This window comes from Pseudomonas gingeri (genome assembly GCF_013385425.1).
Lineage (GTDB): Bacteria > Pseudomonadota > Gammaproteobacteria > Pseudomonadales > Pseudomonadaceae > Aquipseudomonas > Aquipseudomonas gingeri_D.
In genome coordinates, this window is sequence record NZ_JACAQA010000009.1 from 57,880 (window position 1) to 78,721 (window position 20,842).

Below are 20,842 nucleotides of genomic sequence, written 5' to 3' on the forward strand. Positions count from 1 at the left end.
AGCTTAGGTCAATGGCTGCCCGAATGCCCGAAGCCGCCGGCACCGCGTTGGCTTTCGTCAAAGGTTTCAACCAGTTCGAAGTGCGCCTGGACCACCGGCACCAGCACCAGCTGGGCAATCCGTTCGCCGACGACGATGTTGAAGGCGGTCTGGCCACGGTTCCAGCAGGACACCATCAGTTCGCCCTGGTAGTCGGAGTCGATCAGGCCCACCAGGTTGCCCAGCACGATGCCGTGTTTGTGACCCAGGCCGGAGCGCGGCAGGATCAGGGCCGCAAGGCCTGGATCGCCGATGTACACCGACAGGCCGGTGGGGATCAGCAAGGTCTGGCCCGGTTCCAGTACGGTGTCCTGCTGGAGCATGGCGCGCAGGTCGAGACCGGCGGAGCCGGGCGTGGCGTACTGCGGCAGCGGGAATTCGCCGCCGATGCGTGGGTCGAGGATCTTGGCTTGCAAAGCGTGCATGAAAATTAAACCTGGTTCAGTCGTTCGGCGATAAAGGAAACCAGCTGGCGGGCAATCTTGCCTTTGCTGGTCTGGGCAAACAGCGTCGCGTGGAGCTCGCGGTCGATCACGCTGCAGGCGTTTTCCTCGCTGTTGAAGCCAATGCTGGGGTTGGCCACGTCATTGGCGACGATCAGGTCGAGGTTCTTGTCCTTGAGCTTGCGCGCGGCGTAGTCGAGCAGATGTTCGGTTTCGGCGGCGAAACCGACACTGAACGGGCGGTCGGCGCGGCTGGCGATGGTGGCCAGGATGTCCGGGTTACGCACCATCTGCAGCAGCAGGCCGTCGCCGTTCGTAGGGTCTTTCTTGAGTTTTTGCGGGGCAACGACTTCCGGGCGGTAGTCCGCGACCGCTGCCGAGGCGATAAACAGGTCGCAAGGCATGGCCGCTTCGCAGGCGGCGAGCATGTCGCGGGCGCTGACCACGTCGATGCGGGTCACCCGGTCCGGGGTCGGCAGGTGCACGGGGCCGGTGATCAGGGTCACCCGGGCACCGGCTTCCACCGCGGCTTCGGCCAGGGCGAAGCCCATTTTCCCGGAGCTGTGGTTGGTGATGTAGCGCACCGGATCGATGTTTTCCTGGGTCGGGCCGGCGGTGATCAGCACGTGTTTGCCGGTCATGGCCAAGTGCTGGAAGCAATCGGCGGCGCATTGCGCCAGGTCCGTGGCTTCGAGCATGCGCCCCAGGCCGACGTCGCCGCAGGCCTGACTGCCGGAGGCCGGGCCGAAGACTTTCAGGCCGCGGCTTTGCAGCAATTGGGTGTTGGCCTGGGTGGCCGGGTCGCGCCACATGGCCTGGTTCATCGCCGGGGCGATGGCCACGGTGGCGTCGGTGGCGAGCACCAGGGTGGTCAGCAGGTCGTTGGCGATACCCTGGGCCAGGCGCGCGATCAGGTCGGCGGTGGCCGGGGCGATCAGCACCAGGTCGGCCCATTTCGCCAGCTCGATATGGCCCATGGCGGCTTCGGCGGCCGGGTCGAGCAGGTCCAGGTGCACCGGATGCCCGGACAGCGCCTGCATGGTCAGGGGGGTGATGAACTCGCTGCCGCCACGGGTCATGACCACGCGCACTTCGGCGCCCTGGTCGAGGAGTCGGCGAACCAGCTCGGCGCTCTTGTAGGCAGCAATGCCGCCGCCGACGCCGAGAACGATGCGTTTCCGATACAGCCGCTGCATAGACCTGCCTTTTAGTCCGGTGATGGCGACCCCCTGACGACGCCTCCCCAGGCCAGATCAGGGGTAAAAATGATGGGCTAAGATAACACAGCGACCGCCAGGGAACAGCGGCGCCACAAGGACAGGGAGGTGGAATGAGTATTCGTGATTGGCCGGCGGCGGAGCGGCCCCGGGAGAAATTGCTGGAGCAGGGGGCGGCGAGCCTGTCGGACGCCGAGTTGCTGGCGATCTTTCTGCGTACCGGGGTTTCCGGGAAGAGCGCGGTGGACCTGGCCCGGCACCTGTTGAGTCGGTTCGGCAGCCTGCGCAATCTGCTGGAGTCCGACCAGCAGGCGTTTGGTCGCCAGTTGGGCCTGGGGCCGGCCAAGTTCGCGCAATTGCAGTCGGTGCTGGAGATGGCCCGACGGCATCTGGCCGAGCGCCTGCGCCGCGACTCGGTGCTGGAAAGCCCGCGGGCGGTCCGCGATTACCTCAAGGCGATGCTGCGTCATGAGCCCCATGAGGTGTTCGCCTGCCTGTTTCTCGACAGCAAGCACCGGGTGTTGGCATTCGAGCCGCTGTTTCACGGCTCCATCGACAACACCAGTGTCTATCCTCGGCAGGTGGTCAAGCGGGCGCTGGCGCACAATGCGGCGGCGTTGATCCTGTGTCACAACCACCCTTCGGGGGTTGCCGAGCCCAGCCAGGCTGATCACGTGCTGACCAAGCGGCTGAAAACGGCACTGGAATATGTCGATGTGCGGGTGCTCGATCACTTTATCGTCGGCGAGGGCGAGCCCTTGTCGATGATGGAGCGGGGCTGGATGTAGCGGTCCGGGAACGATCCCCTGCAGGAGCCGGCAAGCCGGCTCCTGCACAGGGTGTGCCGGTTTCAAGGCTTGAGGCTGACCTTGGAAAAATCCTGCCGCCCGAACGGACTCACTTCATAGCCCTGGACGTTCTTGCGCAGCAAGGCGAAGGCCGTCGGATGCGCCAGCGGCACCCACAGCGCCTGTTGCTGGATCTGCGCCTGGGCCTGCTCGTACAGCTTGCTGCGCACCCCTTGCTCGCTGGTGGTCTTGCCGGCACTGATCAGCTTGTCCAGGCCCGCATCGCAGTAGCGGGCGAAGTTGGTGCCCGATTTCACCGCCGCACAGGAGAATTGCGGGGTCAGGAAGTTGTCCGGGTCGCCGTTGTCGCCGGCCCAGCCCATGAACAGCAGGTCGTGCTCACCGGCCTTGGCCCGGCGGATCAGTTCGCCCCATTCGATCACGCGGATCTGCGCCTGGATGCCGACTTCGGCGAGATCGGCTTGCAACAGCTGGGCACCGAGGCTCGGGTTGGGATTGAGCAGGCTACCCGACGGACGTGTCCAGATGGTGGTCTGGAAACCGTCCTTGAACCCGGCCTTGGCCAGCAGGGCCTTGGCTTTTTCCGGGTCATGGGCGTAGCCGGGCAGGTCCTTGGCGTAACTCCAGGTGTTGGGCGGGTACGGCCCGTTGGCGGCCTCGGCGGTTTCTTCGAACACGGCCTTGAGGTAGCTGGTCTTGTCGACGGCGAGGTTGATCGCCTGACGCACCTCCGGTTTGTCCAGGGGGGGATGCTGGCTGTTGATGGCGACGAAAGCGGTCATGAAGGCCGCGGTTCTTTCCACCTTGAGCGTCGGCTCTTTACTGGCAGCCGTGACATCCAGGGGCTTGGGCGAGAGCGCGATCTGGCATTCGTTGCGCCGCAGCTTCTGCAGGCGAACGTTGGCATCGGGGGTAATGGCGAAGACCAGGTTGTCGACCGCCGGCTTGCCGGCGAAGTAGTCCGGGTTGGCGCTGTAGCGGATCGAGGCGTCTTTCTGGAACCGGCCGAACACGAACGGGCCGGTGCCGACGGGCTGGCTGTTGAGTTTTTCCGGGGTGCCCGCGGCCATCAGCTTGTCGGCGTATTCCGCCGGATAGATCGAGGCGAAGCCCATGCTCAGGGCCGCGAGGAAGGTCGAGTCGGGGTGGTCGAGGGTGAAGCGCACGGTCAGCGGATCAACCGCCTCGATTCGTTTGATCAGGCTCGGCAGTTGCAGCGACTGGGCGTGGGGGAAGCCGCTCTGGGCGATCTGGTGCCACGGGTTGGCCGGGTCGAGCATGCGTTCGAAGCTGAAGCGCACGTCGGCGGCGCTCAGGTCACGGGTCGGCTTGAAGTAGTCGGTGTGATGGAATTTCACCCCCGGATGCAGCTTGAACTCGTAGATCAGGCCGTCGTCGGACACGGTCCAGCTGTCAGCGAGGCTGGGCACCAGCTTGCCGCTGTCGGCGTCGAAGTCCACCAGGCGGTTCATCAGCACGTCGGCCGAGGCATTGGTGGTGCTCAGCGAGTTATACTGCACCACGTCGAACCCGTCGGGGCTGGCTTCGGTGCAGACGCTCAGGGTGCTGGCGGCCTGGGCCGACACCCCGAGGAAGGGGACGAGCAATAGCGGTAGGGCAGCGAGACGCATATTCAGTATCCTTTGCAGGTCGTTGTCCCATCTGCGAGTGCAGTCTGGAAAAGTCCTACCCTAGAGGTATGGACGGTAATTGACTATCCCGTTTTTAGCGGATTTTTCAGTTTGCCTGCTTCCCCCGATATTTTCACCGCACGGTTTGCCGGGCCTTTTGCGCCGCTGGCCGGTATTGTGCGACGAGCGGCCTTTCAGGGCGCCAGCCCAGGTTGCTGGCGTCCTGGCCGGTCATTGACGGTGCGCCGTCGAGGTTTTAATCGCACTTGATGTTGTTGCACCTGAGTCTTTCTGGTATAAAGCAGCGCTCTTTTCTAGGGGCCCGGTTCCTTCGCTTGTAGGTGTAGCCGGTAAGACCCTTAAAGAAACGCGGCGCCTGGCGCCAAATGACTGAGAGATTAAGCGGCCAACCCATGCCGGGTTGGGCATGTGGTTTTAGAGGGCTGAGGCATGTCTAGAGTCTGTCAAGTTACCGGTAAGGGTCCGGTGACTGGGAATAACATTTCCCACGCAAACAACAAAACCCGTCGTCGTTTCCTGCCGAACCTGCAGCATCACCGCTTCTGGGTCGAGTCCGAGAAGCGTTTTGTGCGTCTGCGCGTATCCGCCAAGGGCATGCGTATCATCGACAAGCGCGGCATTGATGTCGTGCTGGCCGAACTTCGTCGCGATGGCAAGGTATAAGGGAGCTAAATCATGCGTGAATTGATTCGTTTGATCTCGAGCGCCGGTACTGGTCATTTCTACACGACTGACAAGAACAAGCGCACTACTCCGGACAAAATCGAGATCAAGAAATATGATCCGGTTGTTCGTAAGCACGTGATCTACAAGGAAGGCAAAATCAAGTAATTGATTTTGTTTTTCGAGAAAAACCCCGACTGGTTCGGGGTTTTTTTTCGCCTTTTTTCGGCCGGCTCCTGCCTATTGCGTGGCTGATTCCTACATTTTTCCCGTTGCGCCTTTCCTAGACTGGGGTGAACACCGAAAGGATGCGGATGTGGAGAACGCTCATGATGATTGCGAGGATGTTTGGAATTCTGCTGCTGGTGGTCCTGGCAGCGGGGAGTATTGCGGTTTCGGCGGCTCAGTCGGCCAAGGCCGAAACCAGTACCGATGCCTACGTACGCAGGATGATCGAGGCCACTCGGATCGGCTGGTCCGCATTGGCCGGGTTCAATGAAATCACCCGTGTGTTTGCGGATGTCCAGTTGTTGACCAGCGACGGGCAGCGGGCCTGGCTGATGAACGCGCAGGGGGGGAATGAGATCGATATGGAGGCGGTCAGGACGCTTGGGGTTTCCTACGAATACAAATCCTTCGACAAGATCCTCTGGCGGGGGCGTCCGTCTGTCTTTGTCGGTCTAGGAAAGGAACTGCCGGCGGACGAACTGCAGCGGCTGGAAGATCCGCGAGCGATTCCCGATGTGTTCAGTCTGGCAACCCACGAAGCCTTTCATTTTTACGCCGAGGACGAAAAGAGCTGGGTATTCTCCCCGGGATCGGATCGCAGCACTTTGTACCCTGCCGCCGCCGAGCCGCGCATGCATCGCAACCAGTTGATCCGTCACCTGCTGGCGGCGGCTCAGGGGCAGGCCGATGCTTTGGGGCGGGCCAGTTATTGGTATCGCCAATGGTCAAGCGGGTATGCCGACGAGTTGAAGCACATTCATGGCACTGATCGTTCCGAAGGTAGTGCGCGTTATGTGGAAGCGATTGTCCGGCCGCTGGTGCTGGGCGCGCGTCCACTCTCCCGTGAGTGGTCGGTACTCATGCTTGAGGAACTGAGCCTGCTGGCGCGAGATGATTATCTGGCTGCCGATCATGAAAGCTATGCGTTGGGTGCTTTAGCCGGCTATCTGCTTGAGCAGCAGGGTGTGGACTGGCTGCCGCGCGTCGCCCGGGGAGAAACGCCCGTAGCGATGCTGCTGGATTCGGTGCCGCCTCTGGATACTCCCCCTGACGAGTTGATGGGGCGACGTATTCGGGAGGTCATTGCCGAGTCCAATCGACAGACAGCGCAAGTTTTCGATTCGTTCCTGCCGCGTTTTAACGACCCGGCAGGGACGCGTTTGCTGGTGCCGAACCAGGTTATGCAAGGGAGCTTCAATCCCACGCATTCCTACCGTCTGGCTACACAGCCCGAGAAAATTGAAGTCGGGATTGATGCCGCCTTCGTCTTGAGCGATGGCCGCATTGACCTCAGGGCAGCGACGGTCGCTACCCATGTGAGCGAGGATTGTGGTCAGTTGGATCTTTACTGGATCTTGGCCCTGACCAGGGACGAGTTCGAGAAAACCGCTGACAGTCGGATGCGTTTCGAGCGCGATGACATCAAGGTGGATATTCCCTACCCGGCCCAGCCTGTCCAGGATCCGCGTATCTGGTGCGTCCAGGTCTGATCAGGCTTTCTGCTCGAACACCACATAGATCTTGCGGCAGTGCTCCAGCACCTCCCAGGTGCCCTTGAAGCCCGCCGGGATCACGAAACGATCGCCGGCGCGCAGGGTCTTGGCGTTGCCGTCCGCGTCGCGCAGCACCGAGACGCCCTGGACGATTTCGCAGTATTCATGTTCGGTGTAGTTCACCGTCCACTGGCCCACCGCGCCCTCCCAGACGCCGGCATTCATCTGCCCGCAGGGGCTGCCATAGTGGTTGTAGATGGTTTGCTCGGGATCGCCCTTGAACACTTTCTCCTCTGCCGGGCGAAAGCGTTCCGGTACGGTGGTGGCTTCGCTGAAATCGACGATGTCCTGGATACTCATGGTGCTCTTCCTCTGCGGTGACGGGCCTTGGGTCGCAAGCACCGAGTCTATGTTTATTAAAACGAACATGGCAACGGCGTTTGACGAGTCTTTGTCAAATATATTGAAACTTCAGGTGCCGCTGGTTTAGGGTGGTGGGTGCCATGGGCCTGAATCGGGGCCCGTTGGGCAGAATTCCGAACGGTGCTGGCGCAAGAGCGCACGGTTCCAGTATTTCAATAAGAGGAGGACACTCGAATGATCACCCTGACTCGTGCTGACTGGGAACAACGTGCCCGTGAGCTGAAGATTGAAGGCCGTGCCTACATCAATGGTGAATACACCGCCGCGGTCTCGAATGAGACCTTCGAGTGCATCAGCCCGGTCGATGGCCGCCTGCTGACCAGCGTCGCCAGTTGCGATGCGGCCGATGCCCAGCGTGCCGTCGAGAGTGCCCGCGCGACGTTCAACTCCGGTGTCTGGTCGCGCCTGGCCCCGGCCAAGCGCAAGTCGGCGATGATTCGTTTTGCCGCGTTGCTGAAGGTCAATGCCGAGGAGCTGGCCTTGCTGGAAACCCTCGACATGGGCAAGCCGATCAGCGACTCCCTGCATATCGACGTACCCGGCGCGGCCCAGGCCCTGAGCTGGAGCGGCGAGGCCATCGACAAGATTTATGACGAAGTGGCTGCCACTCCCCACGATCAGTTGGGTCTGGTGACCCGTGAGCCGGTGGGCGTGGTCGCGGCCATCGTGCCGTGGAACTTCCCGTTGATGATGGCTTGCTGGAAGCTCGGGCCGGCGTTGTCCACTGGTAACTCGGTGATTCTCAAGCCTTCGGAAAAATCCCCGCTGACCGCGATCCGCATTGCCGCCCTGGCGGTTGAAGCCGGTATTCCGGCGGGTGTGCTGAACGTGCTGCCGGGTTACGGCCATACCGTCGGCAAGGCCCTGGCCCTGCACCAGGATGTCGACACCCTGGTGTTCACCGGTTCGACCAAGATCGCCAAGCAACTGCTGATCTACTCCGGCGAGTCCAACATGAAGCGCGTCTGGCTCGAAGCCGGCGGCAAGAGCCCGAACATCGTCTTTGCCGATGCTCCGGACCTGCAGGCCGCCGCCGAATCCGCGGCCAGCGCCATTGCCTTCAACCAGGGCGAAGTCTGCACCGCCGGTTCGCGCCTGCTGGTGGAACGTTCGATCAAGGACCGCTTCCTGCCGCTGGTGATTGAGGCGCTGAAGGCCTGGAAGCCGGGCAACCCGCTGGACCCGGAGACCAATGTCGGTGCCCTGGTGGATACCCAGCAGATGAACACCGTGCTGTCGTATATCGAATCGGGTCATGCCGATGGCGCCAAGCTGGTGGCCGGTGGCAAGCGGACCCTGCAGGAAACCGGTGGTACCTACGTCGAACCGACCATCTTTGATGGCGTGAGCAACGCGATGAAGATCGCCCAGGAAGAAATCTTCGGCCCGGTGCTGTCGGTGATTGCCTTCGACAGCGTGGAAGAGGCGATCAGCATTGCCAACGACACGCCCTATGGCCTGGCGGCAGCGGTCTGGACCGCGAACATCTCCAAGGCGCACCTGACCGCCAAGGCCCTGCGGGCCGGCAGCGTGTGGGTGAACCAGTACGATGGCGGCGACATGACCGCACCGTTCGGCGGTTTCAAACAGTCGGGTAATGGCCGTGACAAGTCGCTGCATGCGTTCGACAAGTACACCGAGCTGAAGGCGACCTGGATCAAGTTGTAAGGCATCGATCCTGAGGGCACAACGAAACCTGCAGGAGCTTGATTAGGGCTCTGCGTACGTGATCGAGCAACGCCCCTGACGCAGCCGGACTCTCCGCAAGGAAGTCCGGCTGTGTCGTCTTGAACAGAAACTATCCACAGGAGCGTGGAACATGCGTTGGGCGACTTATTTCGCCGTGCTGGCTTCGGTACTCAGTGTCGGGCTGGCACTGGGCGTGAGCATGCCGTTGGTGTCCCTGCGGCTGGAAAGCTGGGGTTATGGCTCTTTTGCCATTGGCGTGATGGCGGCGATGCCGGCCATCGGGGTCTTGCTCGGTGCCAGTATCTCCAGCCATCTGGCGGCGCGTTTTGGCACTGCCCGGCTGATGGCCCTCTGCCTATGGGCGGGAGCCCTGTCTATCGGTTTGCTGGCGCTGCTGCCCAGCTACCCGGTGTGGCTGGTGCTGCGCCTGATGATCGGGGTGATCCTGACCATCGTCTTCATCCTCGGCGAAAGCTGGATCAATCAACTGGTGGTCGAGCAATGGCGCGGGCGCCTGGTGGCGCTTTATGGCAGCACCTATGCGCTGAGCCAGCTGTCCGGTCCGCTGCTGCTGGCCGCCGTGGGCACGGAAGGCGATTACGGCTTCTGGGTTGGCGTGGGCCTGCTGGTGGTCGCGCCATTCCTGTTGCTGGGGCGCAGCGGTGCGCCAACCACGGAGTCCAATCGCGTCACCCTGGCGGACTTGCTGGGCTTCTGTCGGGGTTTGCCGGCCATTGCCTGGGCCATTTCGCTTTTTGCTGCTTTCGAGGCGATGATTCTGACCTTGTTGCCGGTGTACTGCCTGCGCCAAGGCTTTACGGCGGATATCGCCTTGGCGATGGTCAGCACCGTGGTGGTGGGCGATGCCTTGTTGCAGTTGCCGACTGGCGCCTTGGCCGATCGGCTGTCCCGGCGCGCGTTGTTCATCGGTTGCGCCCTGGCGCTGATGTTGTCGAGCCTGGCGGTGCCTCTGCTGCTCGACACCTTGCTGATCTGGCCGCTGTGGGTGCTGTTCGGTGCCAGCGCGGGCGGGCTGTTCACCTTGTCGTTGATCCTGATCGGCGAGCGTTATCGCGACGACGCGCTGGTGCGGGCCAACGCCCATGTGGCGCAGTTGTGGGGCATCGGCTGCCTGATCGGGCCGTTGGTGGCGGGTGCGGGCAGCCAGTGGATCAGCGGGCATGCCTTGCCGTTGTTCATGGCGGCCGGGGCCTTGGGCCTGCTGGTGTTGCTGTTGCGCCAAGGGGCCTTCGGCACGGCACAGTCGGCCACCTCCCTGTAGGAGCAAGCTTGCTCGCGATGACGGGCTTCCGGGCACCGCCGAAACATCAGCCTGCCGGCTGATCGCGAGCAAGCTTGCTCCCACAGGTCAGGCCTCGTGAACCTTCAGAGCATGCGCTCCAATCCGATATGGTTGGCGAACCAGGCGTTGAACCGGCGCCACCAGTTGCCCGGCTCGTGGTGCAGCTCGTGGAGCTGTCCGTGGTCCTCGGTGACCCAGACAATCTGTCCCTGCTCCAGGCGCGGCTGGTAGCTCAGGGCCGGGGCCATGCCGCGCAAGGCCAGGGCCCGAACGTGTTCCGCCAGCTCCGGACTGTCCACCAGGACGCCGACTTCGGTGTTCCACAGTACCGAGCGCGGGTCAAAGTTGAATGAACCGATAAAGGATTTCTGCCGGTCGAAAATCATCGCCTTGCTGTGCAGGCTGGAGTCCGAGCCTTTGTAGGAAGCGCTATGAAACAGGTGCGGCCCGCTGCCGCCACGCTCTCCGGGCTGGCGCCGCAGTTCGAAGAGTTTCACGCCGTGTTCCAGCAACGCCTTGCGGTAAGGCGCGTAACCGCCGTGCACGGCAGGCACGTCGGTGGCCTCCAGCGAATTGGTCAGCAGGCTGACCGAGACCCCTGCATCGGCGCGCCCGGCCAGGTAGACCAGCCCCGGTTGACCAGGCACGAAGTAGGCGGAAATCATCATCAGTTCGGTATGGACGTTCTTCAGTTCCGGCGCCAACTGTGTGGCCAGCAACAAGCGTGGATCAGGCTCGTCCCTGGCCAGGACCTTGCTCGGTGCGTCCCACAGCGCCTCGCTCCAGGCCCAGATCAGCTCACGGCGCCAGATATCCATGCGCGGCTCGCTCTTGTAGGCCCGAAGCTTCAGGTACAGGGCGGTATTGTGCTGGCGATAGCTGCCCAGCGAGTCCTTGAGCTGTTGTCGGGCCTTGGCCAGTTCCACCGCGGACGGTGGGTTTGAGAGGAAGTCGCCAATGGGCGCGCTCAGGGCGCTGTTCCAGTACTGGTCGAAGCTGTGTCCGAGTTGTTCGGCCACGGGGCCGAAGCCGAGCAGGTCGATGTCGGTGAAGTTCAGGTCCGGCTGGGCGCCGAAATATTCGTCCCCGAGGTTGCGGCCGCCGACGATGGCCGCGCTGTTGTCGGCCAGCCACAGCTTGTTGTGCATCCGCCGATGTTGTTGCGACAGGTTGAACAAACGGCCCAGGGTACGCGTGGCACCGGTGCTGCGGCCCAGGTTCAGCGGATTGAACAGGCGGATCTGGATATTCGGATGGGCGGCGAGGGTGCCGATGACCGAGTCGAGCCCGTCGCTGGTGGTGTCGTCCAGCAGGATGCGAACCCGTACGCCGCGATCGGCGGCCTCGAGCAGTTCATCCACCAGCATGCGGGTGCTCAGGCTGTCATGGACGATGTAGTACTGCAAATCCAGGCTGACCTGGGCATTGCGGATCAATTCGGCCCGGGCCCTGAATGCTTCGCTGCCGTTGGGCAGCAGGCGAAAGCCCGAGCGCCCCTGCCAGGGTGCGGCCTGTTCCTGGATCGAACGACCGAAGCTCGATTCGCTCGCCGCCAGGGCCTGGCTGGGAAGCCGTGGAGCATCCAGGGTCGCGCATCCGCTCAACAGCAGGGCAATGAGCAGCAAGCAGGCTTTCAATGGTCATCGCCCCGGGTCGGTAGGTGTCGGCATATGGACGCTGTCCGGCGGGTAAAGGTCAATCGATACTGCTCTCGTTTTGTGCCAGTAATTTGATCGCGGCCGCGCCGACCTTGCGCACAGCCTCTTCGATCAGTGGCGTCGGCTTGGCAGCGTAGTTCATGCGCAGGCAGTTACGGTATTTGCCCGAGGCGGAAAAGATGCTGCCCACCGCGATCTGCACGCCCTGGTCCTGCAGCGCCCGGTTCAGGCGCAGGGCATCGAACCCTTCGGGCAGTTCGACCCAGAGCATGAAGCTGCCCTGGGGGCGACTGGCGCGGGTACCGGCGGGAAAATAACGGCTGATCCAGTCGATCATCAGGTCGCGGTTGCGCTGGTATTGGCTGCGCATGCGTCGCAGATGCGGCTCGAAGTGGCCGTTTCTGAGGAAGTCGGCGATTGCCAGCTGTGGCTGCGGGGCCGTGGAGCCGGTGCTGATGTACTTCATGTGCAGCACTCGCTCGAGGTAGCGGCCGGGCGCGACCCAGCCGATGCGCAGGCCCGGGGCAAGGGTCTTGGAGAAGGAGCTGCAGAGCAGCACGCGACCGTCTTCATCGAAGGACTTGATGGTGCGCGGACGCGGGTAGGTGTAGGCCAGTTCGCCATACACATCGTCTTCGATAATCGCCACGTCGAAGCGCTGGGCCAGGGTCAGCAGGGCGCGTTTGCGCGACTCCGGCATGATGTAGCCCAGCGGGTTGTTGCAGTTGGGGGTCAACTGTATGGCCTTGATCGGCCACTGCTCGAGGGCCAGTTCCAGGGCGTCGAGGCTGATGCCGGTGATCGGGTCGGTGGGGATTTCCAGGGCCTTCATACCCAAGCCCTTGAGGGTCTGCATGGCACCGTGGAAGCTGGGTGAGTCCACCGCGACGATGTCCCCCGGCTCGCAGATGGAGCGGATGCTGGTGGACAGGGCCTCGTGGCAGCCGGTGGTGATCACCAGATCTTGGGGGCCGAGCTGGCAGCCGGAGTCGAGCAGCAGGCGCGCCACCTGTTCGCGCAGTCCGAAGTTGCCGTGGATATTGTCGTAGGACAGGCCGGGCATGTCCTGGCGGCGGCTGATCTGCGCCAGGCTGCGCAGCAGCGGTTTCAGGGTCGGGCTGTCGATGTCGGGCATGCCGCGGCCCAACTGTACGGTGTCCTCGCGAGGGACGGCGCGAATCAGTTCCAGCACCTGTTCCCATTGCGAGATATCAACAGGGCGTTGTGCCGGTCGGCCGATGACCGGCAACGCCGGTAGTTCGCGGCCTACGGGTACGAAGTAGCCGGACTTGGGTTTTGGTTGGGCCAGCCCGCTGTCTTCCAGGACGCGGTAGGCCTGCTGCACCGTACTCAAACTGACACCGTGCTCCACGCTCAACGCCCGTACAGAAGGCAGGCGGTCTCCGGGGCGATAGAAACCCTGTTCTATGCGGGTTCCAAGCAGTTCGGCAAGGTTGACGTAGAGGGTCATGGCGCAGTTCTCGGCGACGGTGGAAAGCGTTGGACGGTACAGATAGGAAGAAAATACAGGATTCAGTCGCGCTTTGGCGAGATCTGTATTGAATTAATAAAAAATGATTGAATCTGTAATGGTTTTGGCCGCTCACCCATTCTATGTACTCATGGCAACCGAGTAACAAAGGAGCAGAGGTAATGAACGGCATGAGCGATGTGCGTCTGGTGTTGCGCAGTCAGGAACTGGTGATCGAGCACGAGCGGGTAGTCATGGCGTCTTCCGCCCGTGGCGGCGCTCCGGCCTTCGGTGCCATGGGTCTGTTCTGGCATCGTCTGCGTACCCGCAAGACCTTGCTTGCACTTACGCCCGAGGAACTGAGCGATATCGGATTGAGCCCGGAGCAGGCCCGGAAAGAAGGTTTGAAACCGTTCTGGCGTTCTTGACGCGAAACTTGTGGGAGCCCGGCTTGCCAGCGGGCGCATGACTCAAGGGCCTGATCGCTGGCAAGCCGGCTCCTACAGGGGACCGCGTTCCTTCAGATGAGCAGGTTTGCTGCCGGGAGTGGTCTTTTCAGGCAAAATACGCGCTTGTTCTTCTTTCCGGTCGTCGTTCGATGAGTTGCAACAGTCAGAAAATCCGCTTTCTGCGTCAGCAAATTCCGTCGTTCGACTGCGTGCCGGGCTGTCACGACTGTTGCGGGCCGGTGACCACTTCGTCCGAGGAGATGGCCCGCCTGCCGCGCAAGACCGCCGCCGAGCAGGAAGCGGCGCTGGACGAGCTCAATTGCGTGCACCTGGGACCGAACGGCTGCACGGTGTATGACGAGCGTCCGCTGATCTGTCGCTTGTTCGGGACCACACCCACGTTGCCTTGCCCCAATGGCCGACGTCCCGTGGAGATGATTCATCCACGGGCCGAGCAGCAGGTGCACGAATACATCGCTACCACGCGTCAGGTACTGGTCTAGGCTCAATCCGGAATCGGCAGGTTCAGGCTCTCCTTCACTTCTTCCATCACGATATAGCTCTTGGACTCCCGAACGTGGGGCAGCTTGAGCAGGATGTCGCCGAGCAGCTTGCGGTAGGAAGCCATCTCGGAAATCCGTGCTTTCACCAGGTAGTCGAAATCCCCCGAGACCAGGTGGCATTCCAGCACATGGGGCAATTTCAGCACGGCACGTCGGAATTCTTCGAAGGTGTCGCCCGACTTGTAGTCGAGGCTGATCTCGACGAACACCAGCAGGCTGCCCTTGAGGTGCTGCGGGTTCAACCGGGCGTTGTAGCCCATGATGATGCCTTCGCGCTCCAGCCGGCGAACCCGCTCGGTGCAGGGCGTGGTGGACAGTCCGACCTTTTCGCCAAGCTCAGTGAACGAGATGCGCCCGTCGGCCTGCAGGATGCGCAGGATATTGCGGTCGATCTTGTCCAGCTCGCGCTTGGTCTGATGGTTGGTTCTCATTAGGGAATGCCCCTCCGTCAAAAGCGATAGTGCCGAGAATTCTCGCCAAATATAGGCACTTATATAGTGAAAAGCACTGGCTATTGTTTTTTACACTGCGCGCATCTTGGCTTTGAACATTAAACATCGGCGCCTGGCCGTGGATTGAGGAATAGACACATGCGAGTTCTGGTATTGGGTAGCGGCGTCATTGGTACCACCAGTGCTTATTATCTGGCGCGGGCCGGTTTCGAAGTGGTGGTGGTCGACCGTCAGCCGGCCGCGGCCATGGAGACCAGTTTCGCCAACGCCGGCCAGGTCTCGCCCGGTTATGCCTCGCCCTGGGCCGCCCCGGGCGTGCCGCTGAAGGCCATCAAGTGGCTGCTGCAGCGTCACGCACCGCTGGCGATCAAGGCCACCGCCGATATCGACCAGTACCTGTGGATGGCGCAGATGCTGCGCAACTGCACCGCCAGTCGTTATGCGGTGAACAAGGAGCGCATGGTCCGCCTGTCCGAGTACAGCCGTGACTGCCTCGACGAACTGCGCGCCGAAACCGGGATTGCCTACGAAGGCCGGAGCCTGGGGACCACCCAGTTGTTCCGCACCCAGGCGCAACTCGATGGCGCGGCAAAAGACATCGCGGTACTGAAAGAGTCCGGTGTCCCTTACGAATTACTCGACCGCGCCGGCATTGCCCGGGTCGAACCGGCCCTGGCCAGCGTCACCGATATCCTCGCCGGCGCCCTGCGCCTGCCGAACGACCAGACCGGCGACTGCCAGATGTTCACCAGCCGCCTGGCCGAAATGGCCATCAAGCTCGGTGTGGAATTCCGCTTCGGCCAGGACATTCAACGGCTTGACCATGCGGGTGACCGCATCAACGGCGTGTGGATCGACGGCAAGCTGGAAACCGCCGACCGCTACGTACTGGCGCTGGGCAGTTATTCGCCGCAGTTGCTCAAGCCGCTGGGGATCAAGGCACCGGTCTACCCGCTCAAGGGCTATTCGCTGACCGTGCCGATCACCAACCCGGCCATGGCCCCGACTTCGACTATCCTTGATGAAACCTACAAGGTCGCGATCACCCGTTTCGACAACCGCATCCGCGTCGGTGGCATGGCGGAAATCGCCGGTTTTGACCTGTCGCTGAATCCGAAACGGCGCGAAACGCTGGAGATGATCGTCGGCGATCTTTATCCTCAGGGCGGCGACCTCGAGCAAGCCAGTTTCTGGACCGGTTTGCGTCCGACCACTCCCGACGGCACGCCGATCGTGGGGGCGACCTCATTCCGCAATCTGTTCCTGAACACCGGTCACGGTACGCTCGGCTGGACCATGGCTTGTGGCTCCGGTCGCCTGTTGGCTGACCTGATGGCGAAGAAAAAGCCGCAGATCAGCGCCGAAGGCCTCGATATTTCCCGTTACGGCAAAACGCCCCAGGAGACTGCAAAACATGGCAATCCAGCGCCAGCTCACCAATGAACGTCTGAGCCAGATCGTTGTTCACAGCGGTACCGTGTATCTGGCGGGGCAGGTTGGCGACAACATGAGCGCCGGGATTGAAACCCAGACCCGTGAAGCCCTCGGCAATATCGAGCGTTTGCTGGATCTGGCGGGTACCGACAAGAGCAGGTTGCTGTCGGTGACGATCTACCTGAAAGACATCGATGCCGACTTCGCCGGGATGAATTCGGTCTGGGACAAGTGGCTGCCCAAAGGCGTCGCGCCGGCCCGTGCCACGGTTGAGTCGAAGCTGTGCGAACCGGAAATCCTGGTCGAGCTGTCGGTCGTGGCCGCTCTGCCTTAAGTACGATCCCTCTCCCGGTGTGATGGCGGTCTCACTGCTTTTCGCACCGGTTTTTTATTCCCCGTTGACCGTCCAGAAGTTTGCCGCCATGCGTCCTGCCCGTGCCCTGATCGACCTCCAAGCCCTGCGTCACAACTACCAATTGGCCCGCGAAGTCTCGGGTGCCCGAACCCTCGCGGTGATCAAGGCCGACGCCTATGGTCATGGCGCGCTGCGCTGTGCCCAGGCCCTGGAAGCCGAGGCCGATGGTTTTGCCGTGGCCTGTATCGAGGAGGCCCTCGAGTTACGGGCCGGGGGTATTCGCGCGCCGATCCTGTTGCTGGAGGGCTTTTTCGAGGCCGCCGAACTGCCACTGATCGTCGAGCACGACTTCTGGTGCGTGGTGCATGCGCTCTGGCAGCTGGAGGCCATCGAGCAGACGGTGTTGGCCAAGCCGATCAATGTCTGGCTCAAACTCGACTCGGGCATGCACCGGGTGGGGCTGGAACCGGCTGATTATCAGGCGGCTTACCAGCGCCTGCAGGCCAGCGGCAAAGTGGCGAAAATCGTCCTGATGAGCCACTTCGCCCGCGCCGATGAGCTGGGCAGCCAGCGCAGCGCCGAACAGGTGGCGACCTTCGAGGCCGCGTGCCAGGGTTTGTCGGCTGAGGTCAGCCTGCGCAACTCTCCGGCGGTGCTCGGGTGGCCGCAGATTTCCAGCGACTGGGTACGTCCCGGCATCCTGCTGTTCGGCTCGACGCCTTTCGAAGAAGAAAACCCTGTCGCCGCACGTTTGCAGCCGGTCATGACCCTGGAGTCGAAAGTCATCAGCGTGCGCGAGCTGCCGGCGGGTGAGCCGGTGGGCTACGGCGGCCTGTTCGTGACGTCCAGGCCGACGCGGGTTGGCGTGGTTGCGATGGGTTATGCCGATGGCTATCCGCGTCACGCACCGACCGGCACGCCGGTGCTGGTGGCGGGCCAGCCGAGCCAACTGCTGGGCCGGGTGTCGATGGACATGCTGTGCATCGATCTGACCGACGTGCCCCAGGCCGGGTTGGGCTCGACGGTGGAGTTGTGGGGCAAGAACATCCTGGCCAGTGAGGTCGCGGCCCGGGCCGAGACCATTCCTTATCAGATCTTCTGCAACCTGCGCCGGGTGCCACTGCTCTACACCGGGAGCTAACGGGCAACCCGCCGCGCCACAGATCGTCCCGCCGACCAGGATTCGGCCCTGAGTGTTGTAAATACTGAACGCTATGCCATGATATCGCTCAATTACAACATCGCCTGAATCCCTGGGAGGCTGCCGTATTGGACGTCGGTGAACGACTGCAATCCATCCGTAAACTGAAAGGTCTGTCTCAGCGTGAACTCGCCAAACGCGCGGGCGTCACCAATAGCACCATTTCAATGATTGAGAAAAACAGTGTCAGCCCCTCGATCAGTTCGCTGAGGAAGGTGCTTGGCGGCATTCCCATGTCCATGGTCGAGTTCTTTTCCGAAGAAATCCTCCAGGAAAAACCGACCCAGATCGTCTACAAGGCCAACGAGCTGATCGATATCTCCGATGGTGCCGTGACCATGAAGCTGGTCGGTCGTGCTCATCCCAGCCGTGCTATCGCTTTTCTCAATGAGATCTATCCTCCAGGTGCCGACACCGGAGAGGAAATGCTCACCCATGAAGGCGAAGAGACTGGCATTTTGCTGGAAGGCCGACTGGAATTGGTGGTGGGTGCAGAAACTTTCGTCCTCGAGGCGGGCGACAGCTACTATTTTGAAAGCACCAAGCCGCATCGCTTCCGCAACCCGTTCGATACCCCCGCGCGACTAATCAGCGCAGCGACACCGGCGAATTTTTAACAGAGAGGCGTCAGGTCAGGGATTTCAAGGCGCCCGGTAGTATTGATTGGCCACTTGCTAATACCCTTGTGACTATTAGGGTTGTTTCGCAGTGGCAATCGAACCGTTATACTCACGCCGCCTGCGAAACCGTGGTTGCGGGCGTGATTAGCCACCATTGAGGGTGTACGCGTGAATCCAATTATGAAAATGCTGGCCGTACCAGCAACCGTAGTCGCCCTGTGGGCCATCAGCGCTCAGGCTTCGACCATCAATGACGACATTGCCAAGCGCCTGGAGCCGGTGGGCAAGGTGTGTGTCCAGGGCGAAGAGTGTAAAGGCATGGAAGTGGCGGCTACCGTGGGCGGTGGCGGTGGTGCCAAGACGCCGGATGAAGTGATTGCCAAACATTGCAACGCCTGTCACGGCACCGGTTTGCTGGGTTCGCCGAAAATCGGCGACGCCGCGGCCTGGAAAGATCGCGCCGATCACCAAGGTGGCCTCAGTGGCCTGCTGGCCAAGGCCATCACCGGCCTTAACGCGATGCCGCCAAAAGGCACCTGCGCCGATTGCTCCGATGACGAGCTCAAAGGTGCGATCGAGAAAATGTCCGGGTTGAAATAAGACCGATCGTCTCTGAAAAAGCCGCTTACGAGCGGCTTTTTTGCATCTGCTGAAAACCCGATCCTGTGTCTGTGGGCTGTCATTTTCAGCAGATTCCCGGCAAGCTCGGTCGAACCTCAATTCACGGAAAGGCGAGGAGGATCCGATGGTGCAATCCTGTTCTATCGAACGTGCGGTCGATGAGGTGCTGGCACGGCTGCCGGCACATATCCACATGGCCAGCCCCTTGGGCCTGGGCAAACCCAACCGCTTTATCAACGCGCTCTACCAGCGCATCAGGCAATTGCCGGAGCGTCGGCTGACGATCTATACGGCCTTGAGTCTCGGTCGCCCATCCCTGGGCGACGGTTTGCAGCGGCGTTTCCTCGAACCCTTTGTCGAACGAGTATTCGGCGACTACCCCGAACTGGATTTCCTCGCCGACCTGCGCCGGGACAGCCTGCCGCCGAATATCCATGTCCAGCAGTTCTTCATGCAGCCCGGCAGCCTGTTGCACAGCGAGCAGGCCCAGCAGGATTACGTCAGCAGCAACTACAGCCATGCCGCCCGCGATATCAACGCCGCCGGCCTGAACCTGATCGCGCAACTGGTGGCCGAGGCGCCGGAACATCCCGGGCATCTGAGCCTGAGCTGCAATCCGGACATCACCCTCGACCTGCTGTCGATGATCGCCCGCCGCCGCGCCGCCGGGGAGACCATCCTGGTGCTGGCGCAGGTTCACAGCGATCTGCCGTATATGCCCGGGGATTCGGAACTCAGCCGTGATGCCTTCGACCTGCTGATCGACGAACCGGAACGCAGTACCCTGTTCTCCACCCCGAATATGCCGGTGGACACCCAGGACCACTTTATCGGCCTGCACGCCAGCACCCTGGTGCGCGATGGTGGCACCCTGCAGATCGGCATCGGCTCCATGGGCGACGCCTTGACCGGTGCCTTGCTGGCCCGTCAGGCGGACAACGAGGGTTACCAGGCCTTGCTGGCGGATATCGACCTGTCCCCCTGGAAGGTGCTGCTCGACAAGGAGGGTGGCATCGAGTCGTTTGCCAAGGGGCTTTACGGTTGCAGCGAGATGTTCGTCAATGGCCTGCTGGTGCTGGTGGACGCGGGTATCGTGCGGCGCAAGGTCTACGCCGACCTTGAGCAGCAACGCCAGGCCAATGCCGGAACCCTCGACAGTGCCCTGCAGACGGGCGGTATTGCGGTGCATGGCGGCTTCTTTCTCGGCCCGCGCAGTTTTTATCAGCGCCTGCACGAGCTGTCCCGGGACAAGCTGGGCGAGTTCAACATGACTGCCATCAGCTATATCAACGAGCTGTTTGGCCAGGAAGAACTCAAGCGCCTGCAGCGTCTCGACGCACGCTTTATCAACAGCGCCTTCACCATGACGTTGTTGGGCGCGGGGGTGGCCGACCAGCTCGAAGACGGTCGGGTGCTCAGCGGTGTCGGCGGGCAGTACAACTTCGTGGCCCAGGGCCATGCGCTGGAGGGCGCGCGCTCGATCCTGATCCTGCGCAGCTGGCGCGAGTCGGGCGGCGAGGTCAGTTCGAATATCGTCTGGGAGTATGGGCATTGCACCATCCCCCGGCATCTGCGGGATATCGTGGTCACCGAGTATGGGATTGCCGATCTGCGCGGCAAGACCGACGCCCAGGTGATCGAAGCGTTGCTGAATATCGCCGATTCGCGCTTTCAGTCGGAGCTGATCGAGCAGGCGCAAAAAGTCGGCAAGCTGCCGGGGAATTTCCGTCTCGATTCGCGGTTTGCCGATAACAGCCCGCAACGTTTGCAGGCGATTCGCGCGCGTCACCCGCAGTTGTTCCCGGAGTATCCGCTGGGCTGTGATTTCAGCGTGGAGGAGCGGGATCTGCTGCGGGCGCTGAACTGGCTCAAGAGCAAATTCAAGCTCACCGAGGCACTTGAGTTGGGCAAGGCGACGCTGGACGCGCCCGAGCCGTCGGCGTTCCCGGTACATCTGGAGCGCATGGGGCTGGCACAGCCCCAAGGCCTGCGTGACGAGTTGTACCAGCGCCTGTTGCTGGCGGGGTTGCAGGCCACTGCCGGCTAGCGACAGGGCCTT

21 protein-coding genes are annotated in these 20,842 nt (G+C 61.9%); 14 read left to right on the forward strand and 7 right to left on the reverse strand.

What is annotated here, in order from left to right; genetic code table 11:
- Nucleotides 1-8: 8 nt before the first annotated feature.
- Both dut and coaBC read right to left on the reverse strand, forming a co-directional pair.
- Nucleotides 9-464, reverse strand: a complete 456-nt coding sequence (dut, locus tag HX830_RS13930) for a dUTP diphosphatase (RefSeq protein ID WP_100942178.1) — start codon at nucleotides 462-464, stop codon at nucleotides 9-11.
- A gap of 5 nt (nucleotides 465-469) precedes the next feature.
- On the reverse strand, nucleotides 470-1,678 hold the full coding sequence (gene coaBC, locus HX830_RS13935) for a bifunctional phosphopantothenoylcysteine decarboxylase/phosphopantothenate--cysteine ligase CoaBC (RefSeq protein ID WP_100942177.1): 1,209 nt from the start codon (nucleotides 1,676-1,678) through the stop codon (nucleotides 470-472).
- Between the two features lie 134 nt (nucleotides 1,679-1,812).
- Here coaBC and radC point away from each other — a divergent pair, with 134 nt between their 5' ends.
- Nucleotides 1,813-2,487 carry a RadC family protein gene (gene radC, locus HX830_RS13940; protein ID WP_177100793.1) on the forward strand — a complete coding sequence of 225 codons (675 nt, stop codon included), beginning with the start codon at nucleotides 1,813-1,815 and terminating at the stop codon, nucleotides 2,485-2,487.
- A gap of 62 nt (nucleotides 2,488-2,549) precedes the next feature.
- Here radC and HX830_RS13945 read toward each other — a convergent pair whose 3' ends face one another.
- Nucleotides 2,550-4,139 carry an ABC transporter substrate-binding protein gene (locus HX830_RS13945; RefSeq protein ID WP_152736671.1) on the reverse strand — a complete coding sequence of 530 codons (1,590 nt, stop codon included), beginning with the start codon at nucleotides 4,137-4,139 and terminating at the stop codon, nucleotides 2,550-2,552.
- 450 nt (nucleotides 4,140-4,589) lie between these two features.
- Between HX830_RS13945 and rpmB the strand changes: the two genes are divergently transcribed.
- From rpmB to HX830_RS13960, 3 genes are all read left to right on the forward strand, one after another.
- A complete protein-coding gene (gene rpmB, locus HX830_RS13950) occupies nucleotides 4,590-4,823 on the forward strand; it encodes a 50S ribosomal protein L28 (protein ID WP_007921114.1) in 234 nt (77 codons plus the stop codon).
- 12 nt (nucleotides 4,824-4,835) lie between these two features.
- Nucleotides 4,836-4,991: a 50S ribosomal protein L33 gene (gene rpmG, locus HX830_RS13955; RefSeq protein ID WP_003177274.1), complete on the forward strand. Its 156-nt coding sequence runs from the start codon at nucleotides 4,836-4,838 to the stop codon at nucleotides 4,989-4,991.
- 161 nt (nucleotides 4,992-5,152) lie between these two features.
- Nucleotides 5,153-6,541 (forward strand): hypothetical protein, encoded by a 1,389-nt coding sequence (locus tag HX830_RS13960; RefSeq protein ID WP_177100794.1) that lies wholly within the window; start codon nucleotides 5,153-5,155, stop codon nucleotides 6,539-6,541.
- Here the strand turns inward: HX830_RS13960 and HX830_RS13965 are convergent, their stop codons facing one another.
- Nucleotides 6,542-6,904 carry a cupin domain-containing protein gene (locus tag HX830_RS13965; RefSeq protein WP_103497897.1) on the reverse strand — a complete coding sequence of 121 codons (363 nt, stop codon included), beginning with the start codon at nucleotides 6,902-6,904 and terminating at the stop codon, nucleotides 6,542-6,544.
- Nucleotides 6,905-7,141: 237 nt separating this feature from the next.
- On the opposite strand from HX830_RS13965, the gene HX830_RS13970 reads away from it, so the two are divergent.
- Together HX830_RS13970 and HX830_RS13975 are read left to right on the forward strand one after the other, a co-directional pair.
- Nucleotides 7,142-8,635, forward strand: coding sequence for an aldehyde dehydrogenase (locus HX830_RS13970; protein ID WP_103497899.1), 1,494 nt, complete (start codon nucleotides 7,142-7,144; stop codon nucleotides 8,633-8,635).
- 151 nt (nucleotides 8,636-8,786) lie between these two features.
- Complete coding sequence (locus HX830_RS13975) at nucleotides 8,787-9,938, forward strand: MFS transporter (protein WP_177100796.1); 1,152 nt, start codon at nucleotides 8,787-8,789, stop codon at nucleotides 9,936-9,938.
- A gap of 104 nt (nucleotides 9,939-10,042) precedes the next feature.
- Here HX830_RS13975 and HX830_RS13980 read toward each other — a convergent pair whose 3' ends face one another.
- Together HX830_RS13980 and HX830_RS13985 are read right to left on the reverse strand one after the other, a co-directional pair.
- Nucleotides 10,043-11,596: a phospholipase D family protein gene (locus HX830_RS13980; protein WP_177100798.1), complete on the reverse strand. Its 1,554-nt coding sequence runs from the start codon at nucleotides 11,594-11,596 to the stop codon at nucleotides 10,043-10,045.
- Between the two features lie 58 nt (nucleotides 11,597-11,654).
- Nucleotides 11,655-13,088, reverse strand: a complete 1,434-nt coding sequence (locus tag HX830_RS13985) for an aminotransferase-like domain-containing protein (protein WP_103497903.1) — start codon at nucleotides 13,086-13,088, stop codon at nucleotides 11,655-11,657.
- 182 nt (nucleotides 13,089-13,270) lie between these two features.
- Between HX830_RS13985 and HX830_RS13990 the strand changes: the two genes are divergently transcribed.
- Both HX830_RS13990 and HX830_RS13995 read left to right on the forward strand, forming a co-directional pair.
- Nucleotides 13,271-13,516, forward strand: a complete 246-nt coding sequence (locus HX830_RS13990) for a DUF1127 domain-containing protein (protein ID WP_103497905.1) — start codon at nucleotides 13,271-13,273, stop codon at nucleotides 13,514-13,516.
- A 170-nt stretch (nucleotides 13,517-13,686) separates the two neighbouring features.
- Nucleotides 13,687-14,040 carry a YkgJ family cysteine cluster protein gene (locus HX830_RS13995; protein WP_103497907.1) on the forward strand — a complete coding sequence of 118 codons (354 nt, stop codon included), beginning with the start codon at nucleotides 13,687-13,689 and terminating at the stop codon, nucleotides 14,038-14,040.
- Nucleotides 14,041-14,042: 2 nt separating this feature from the next.
- Here the strand turns inward: HX830_RS13995 and HX830_RS14000 are convergent, their stop codons facing one another.
- Nucleotides 14,043-14,531, reverse strand: coding sequence for an Lrp/AsnC ligand binding domain-containing protein (locus HX830_RS14000; RefSeq protein WP_017125528.1), 489 nt, complete (start codon nucleotides 14,529-14,531; stop codon nucleotides 14,043-14,045).
- Nucleotides 14,532-14,690: 159 nt separating this feature from the next.
- Between HX830_RS14000 and dadA the strand changes: the two genes are divergently transcribed.
- The 6 genes from dadA to HX830_RS14030 all read left to right on the forward strand — a co-directional run bounded on the left by dadA (nucleotide 14,691) and on the right by HX830_RS14030 (nucleotide 20,830).
- The gene (gene dadA / locus HX830_RS14005; protein ID WP_103497908.1) at nucleotides 14,691-15,995 is read left to right on the forward strand and encodes a D-amino acid dehydrogenase; all 1,305 of its coding nucleotides are present in this window, start codon (nucleotides 14,691-14,693) and stop codon (nucleotides 15,993-15,995) included.
- A complete protein-coding gene (locus HX830_RS14010; protein WP_103497910.1) occupies nucleotides 15,967-16,320 on the forward strand; it encodes a RidA family protein in 354 nt (117 codons plus the stop codon). Before dadA ends, HX830_RS14010 begins: the two co-directional genes overlap by 29 nt.
- 88 nt (nucleotides 16,321-16,408) lie before the next feature.
- On the forward strand, nucleotides 16,409-17,482 hold the full coding sequence (alr, locus tag HX830_RS14015; RefSeq protein WP_177100800.1) for an alanine racemase: 1,074 nt from the start codon (nucleotides 16,409-16,411) through the stop codon (nucleotides 17,480-17,482).
- Between the two features lie 128 nt (nucleotides 17,483-17,610).
- Nucleotides 17,611-18,159, forward strand: coding sequence for a cupin domain-containing protein (locus tag HX830_RS14020; RefSeq protein ID WP_100942162.1), 549 nt, complete (start codon nucleotides 17,611-17,613; stop codon nucleotides 18,157-18,159).
- Nucleotides 18,160-18,342: 183 nt separating this feature from the next.
- Nucleotides 18,343-18,762, forward strand: a complete 420-nt coding sequence (locus HX830_RS14025; protein ID WP_103497912.1) for a c-type cytochrome — start codon at nucleotides 18,343-18,345, stop codon at nucleotides 18,760-18,762.
- A 145-nt stretch (nucleotides 18,763-18,907) separates the two neighbouring features.
- Nucleotides 18,908-20,830 (forward strand): acetyl-CoA hydrolase/transferase C-terminal domain-containing protein, encoded by a 1,923-nt coding sequence (locus HX830_RS14030; protein WP_152736675.1) that lies wholly within the window; start codon nucleotides 18,908-18,910, stop codon nucleotides 20,828-20,830.
- The last annotated feature ends 12 nt before the right edge of the window (nucleotides 20,831-20,842 follow it).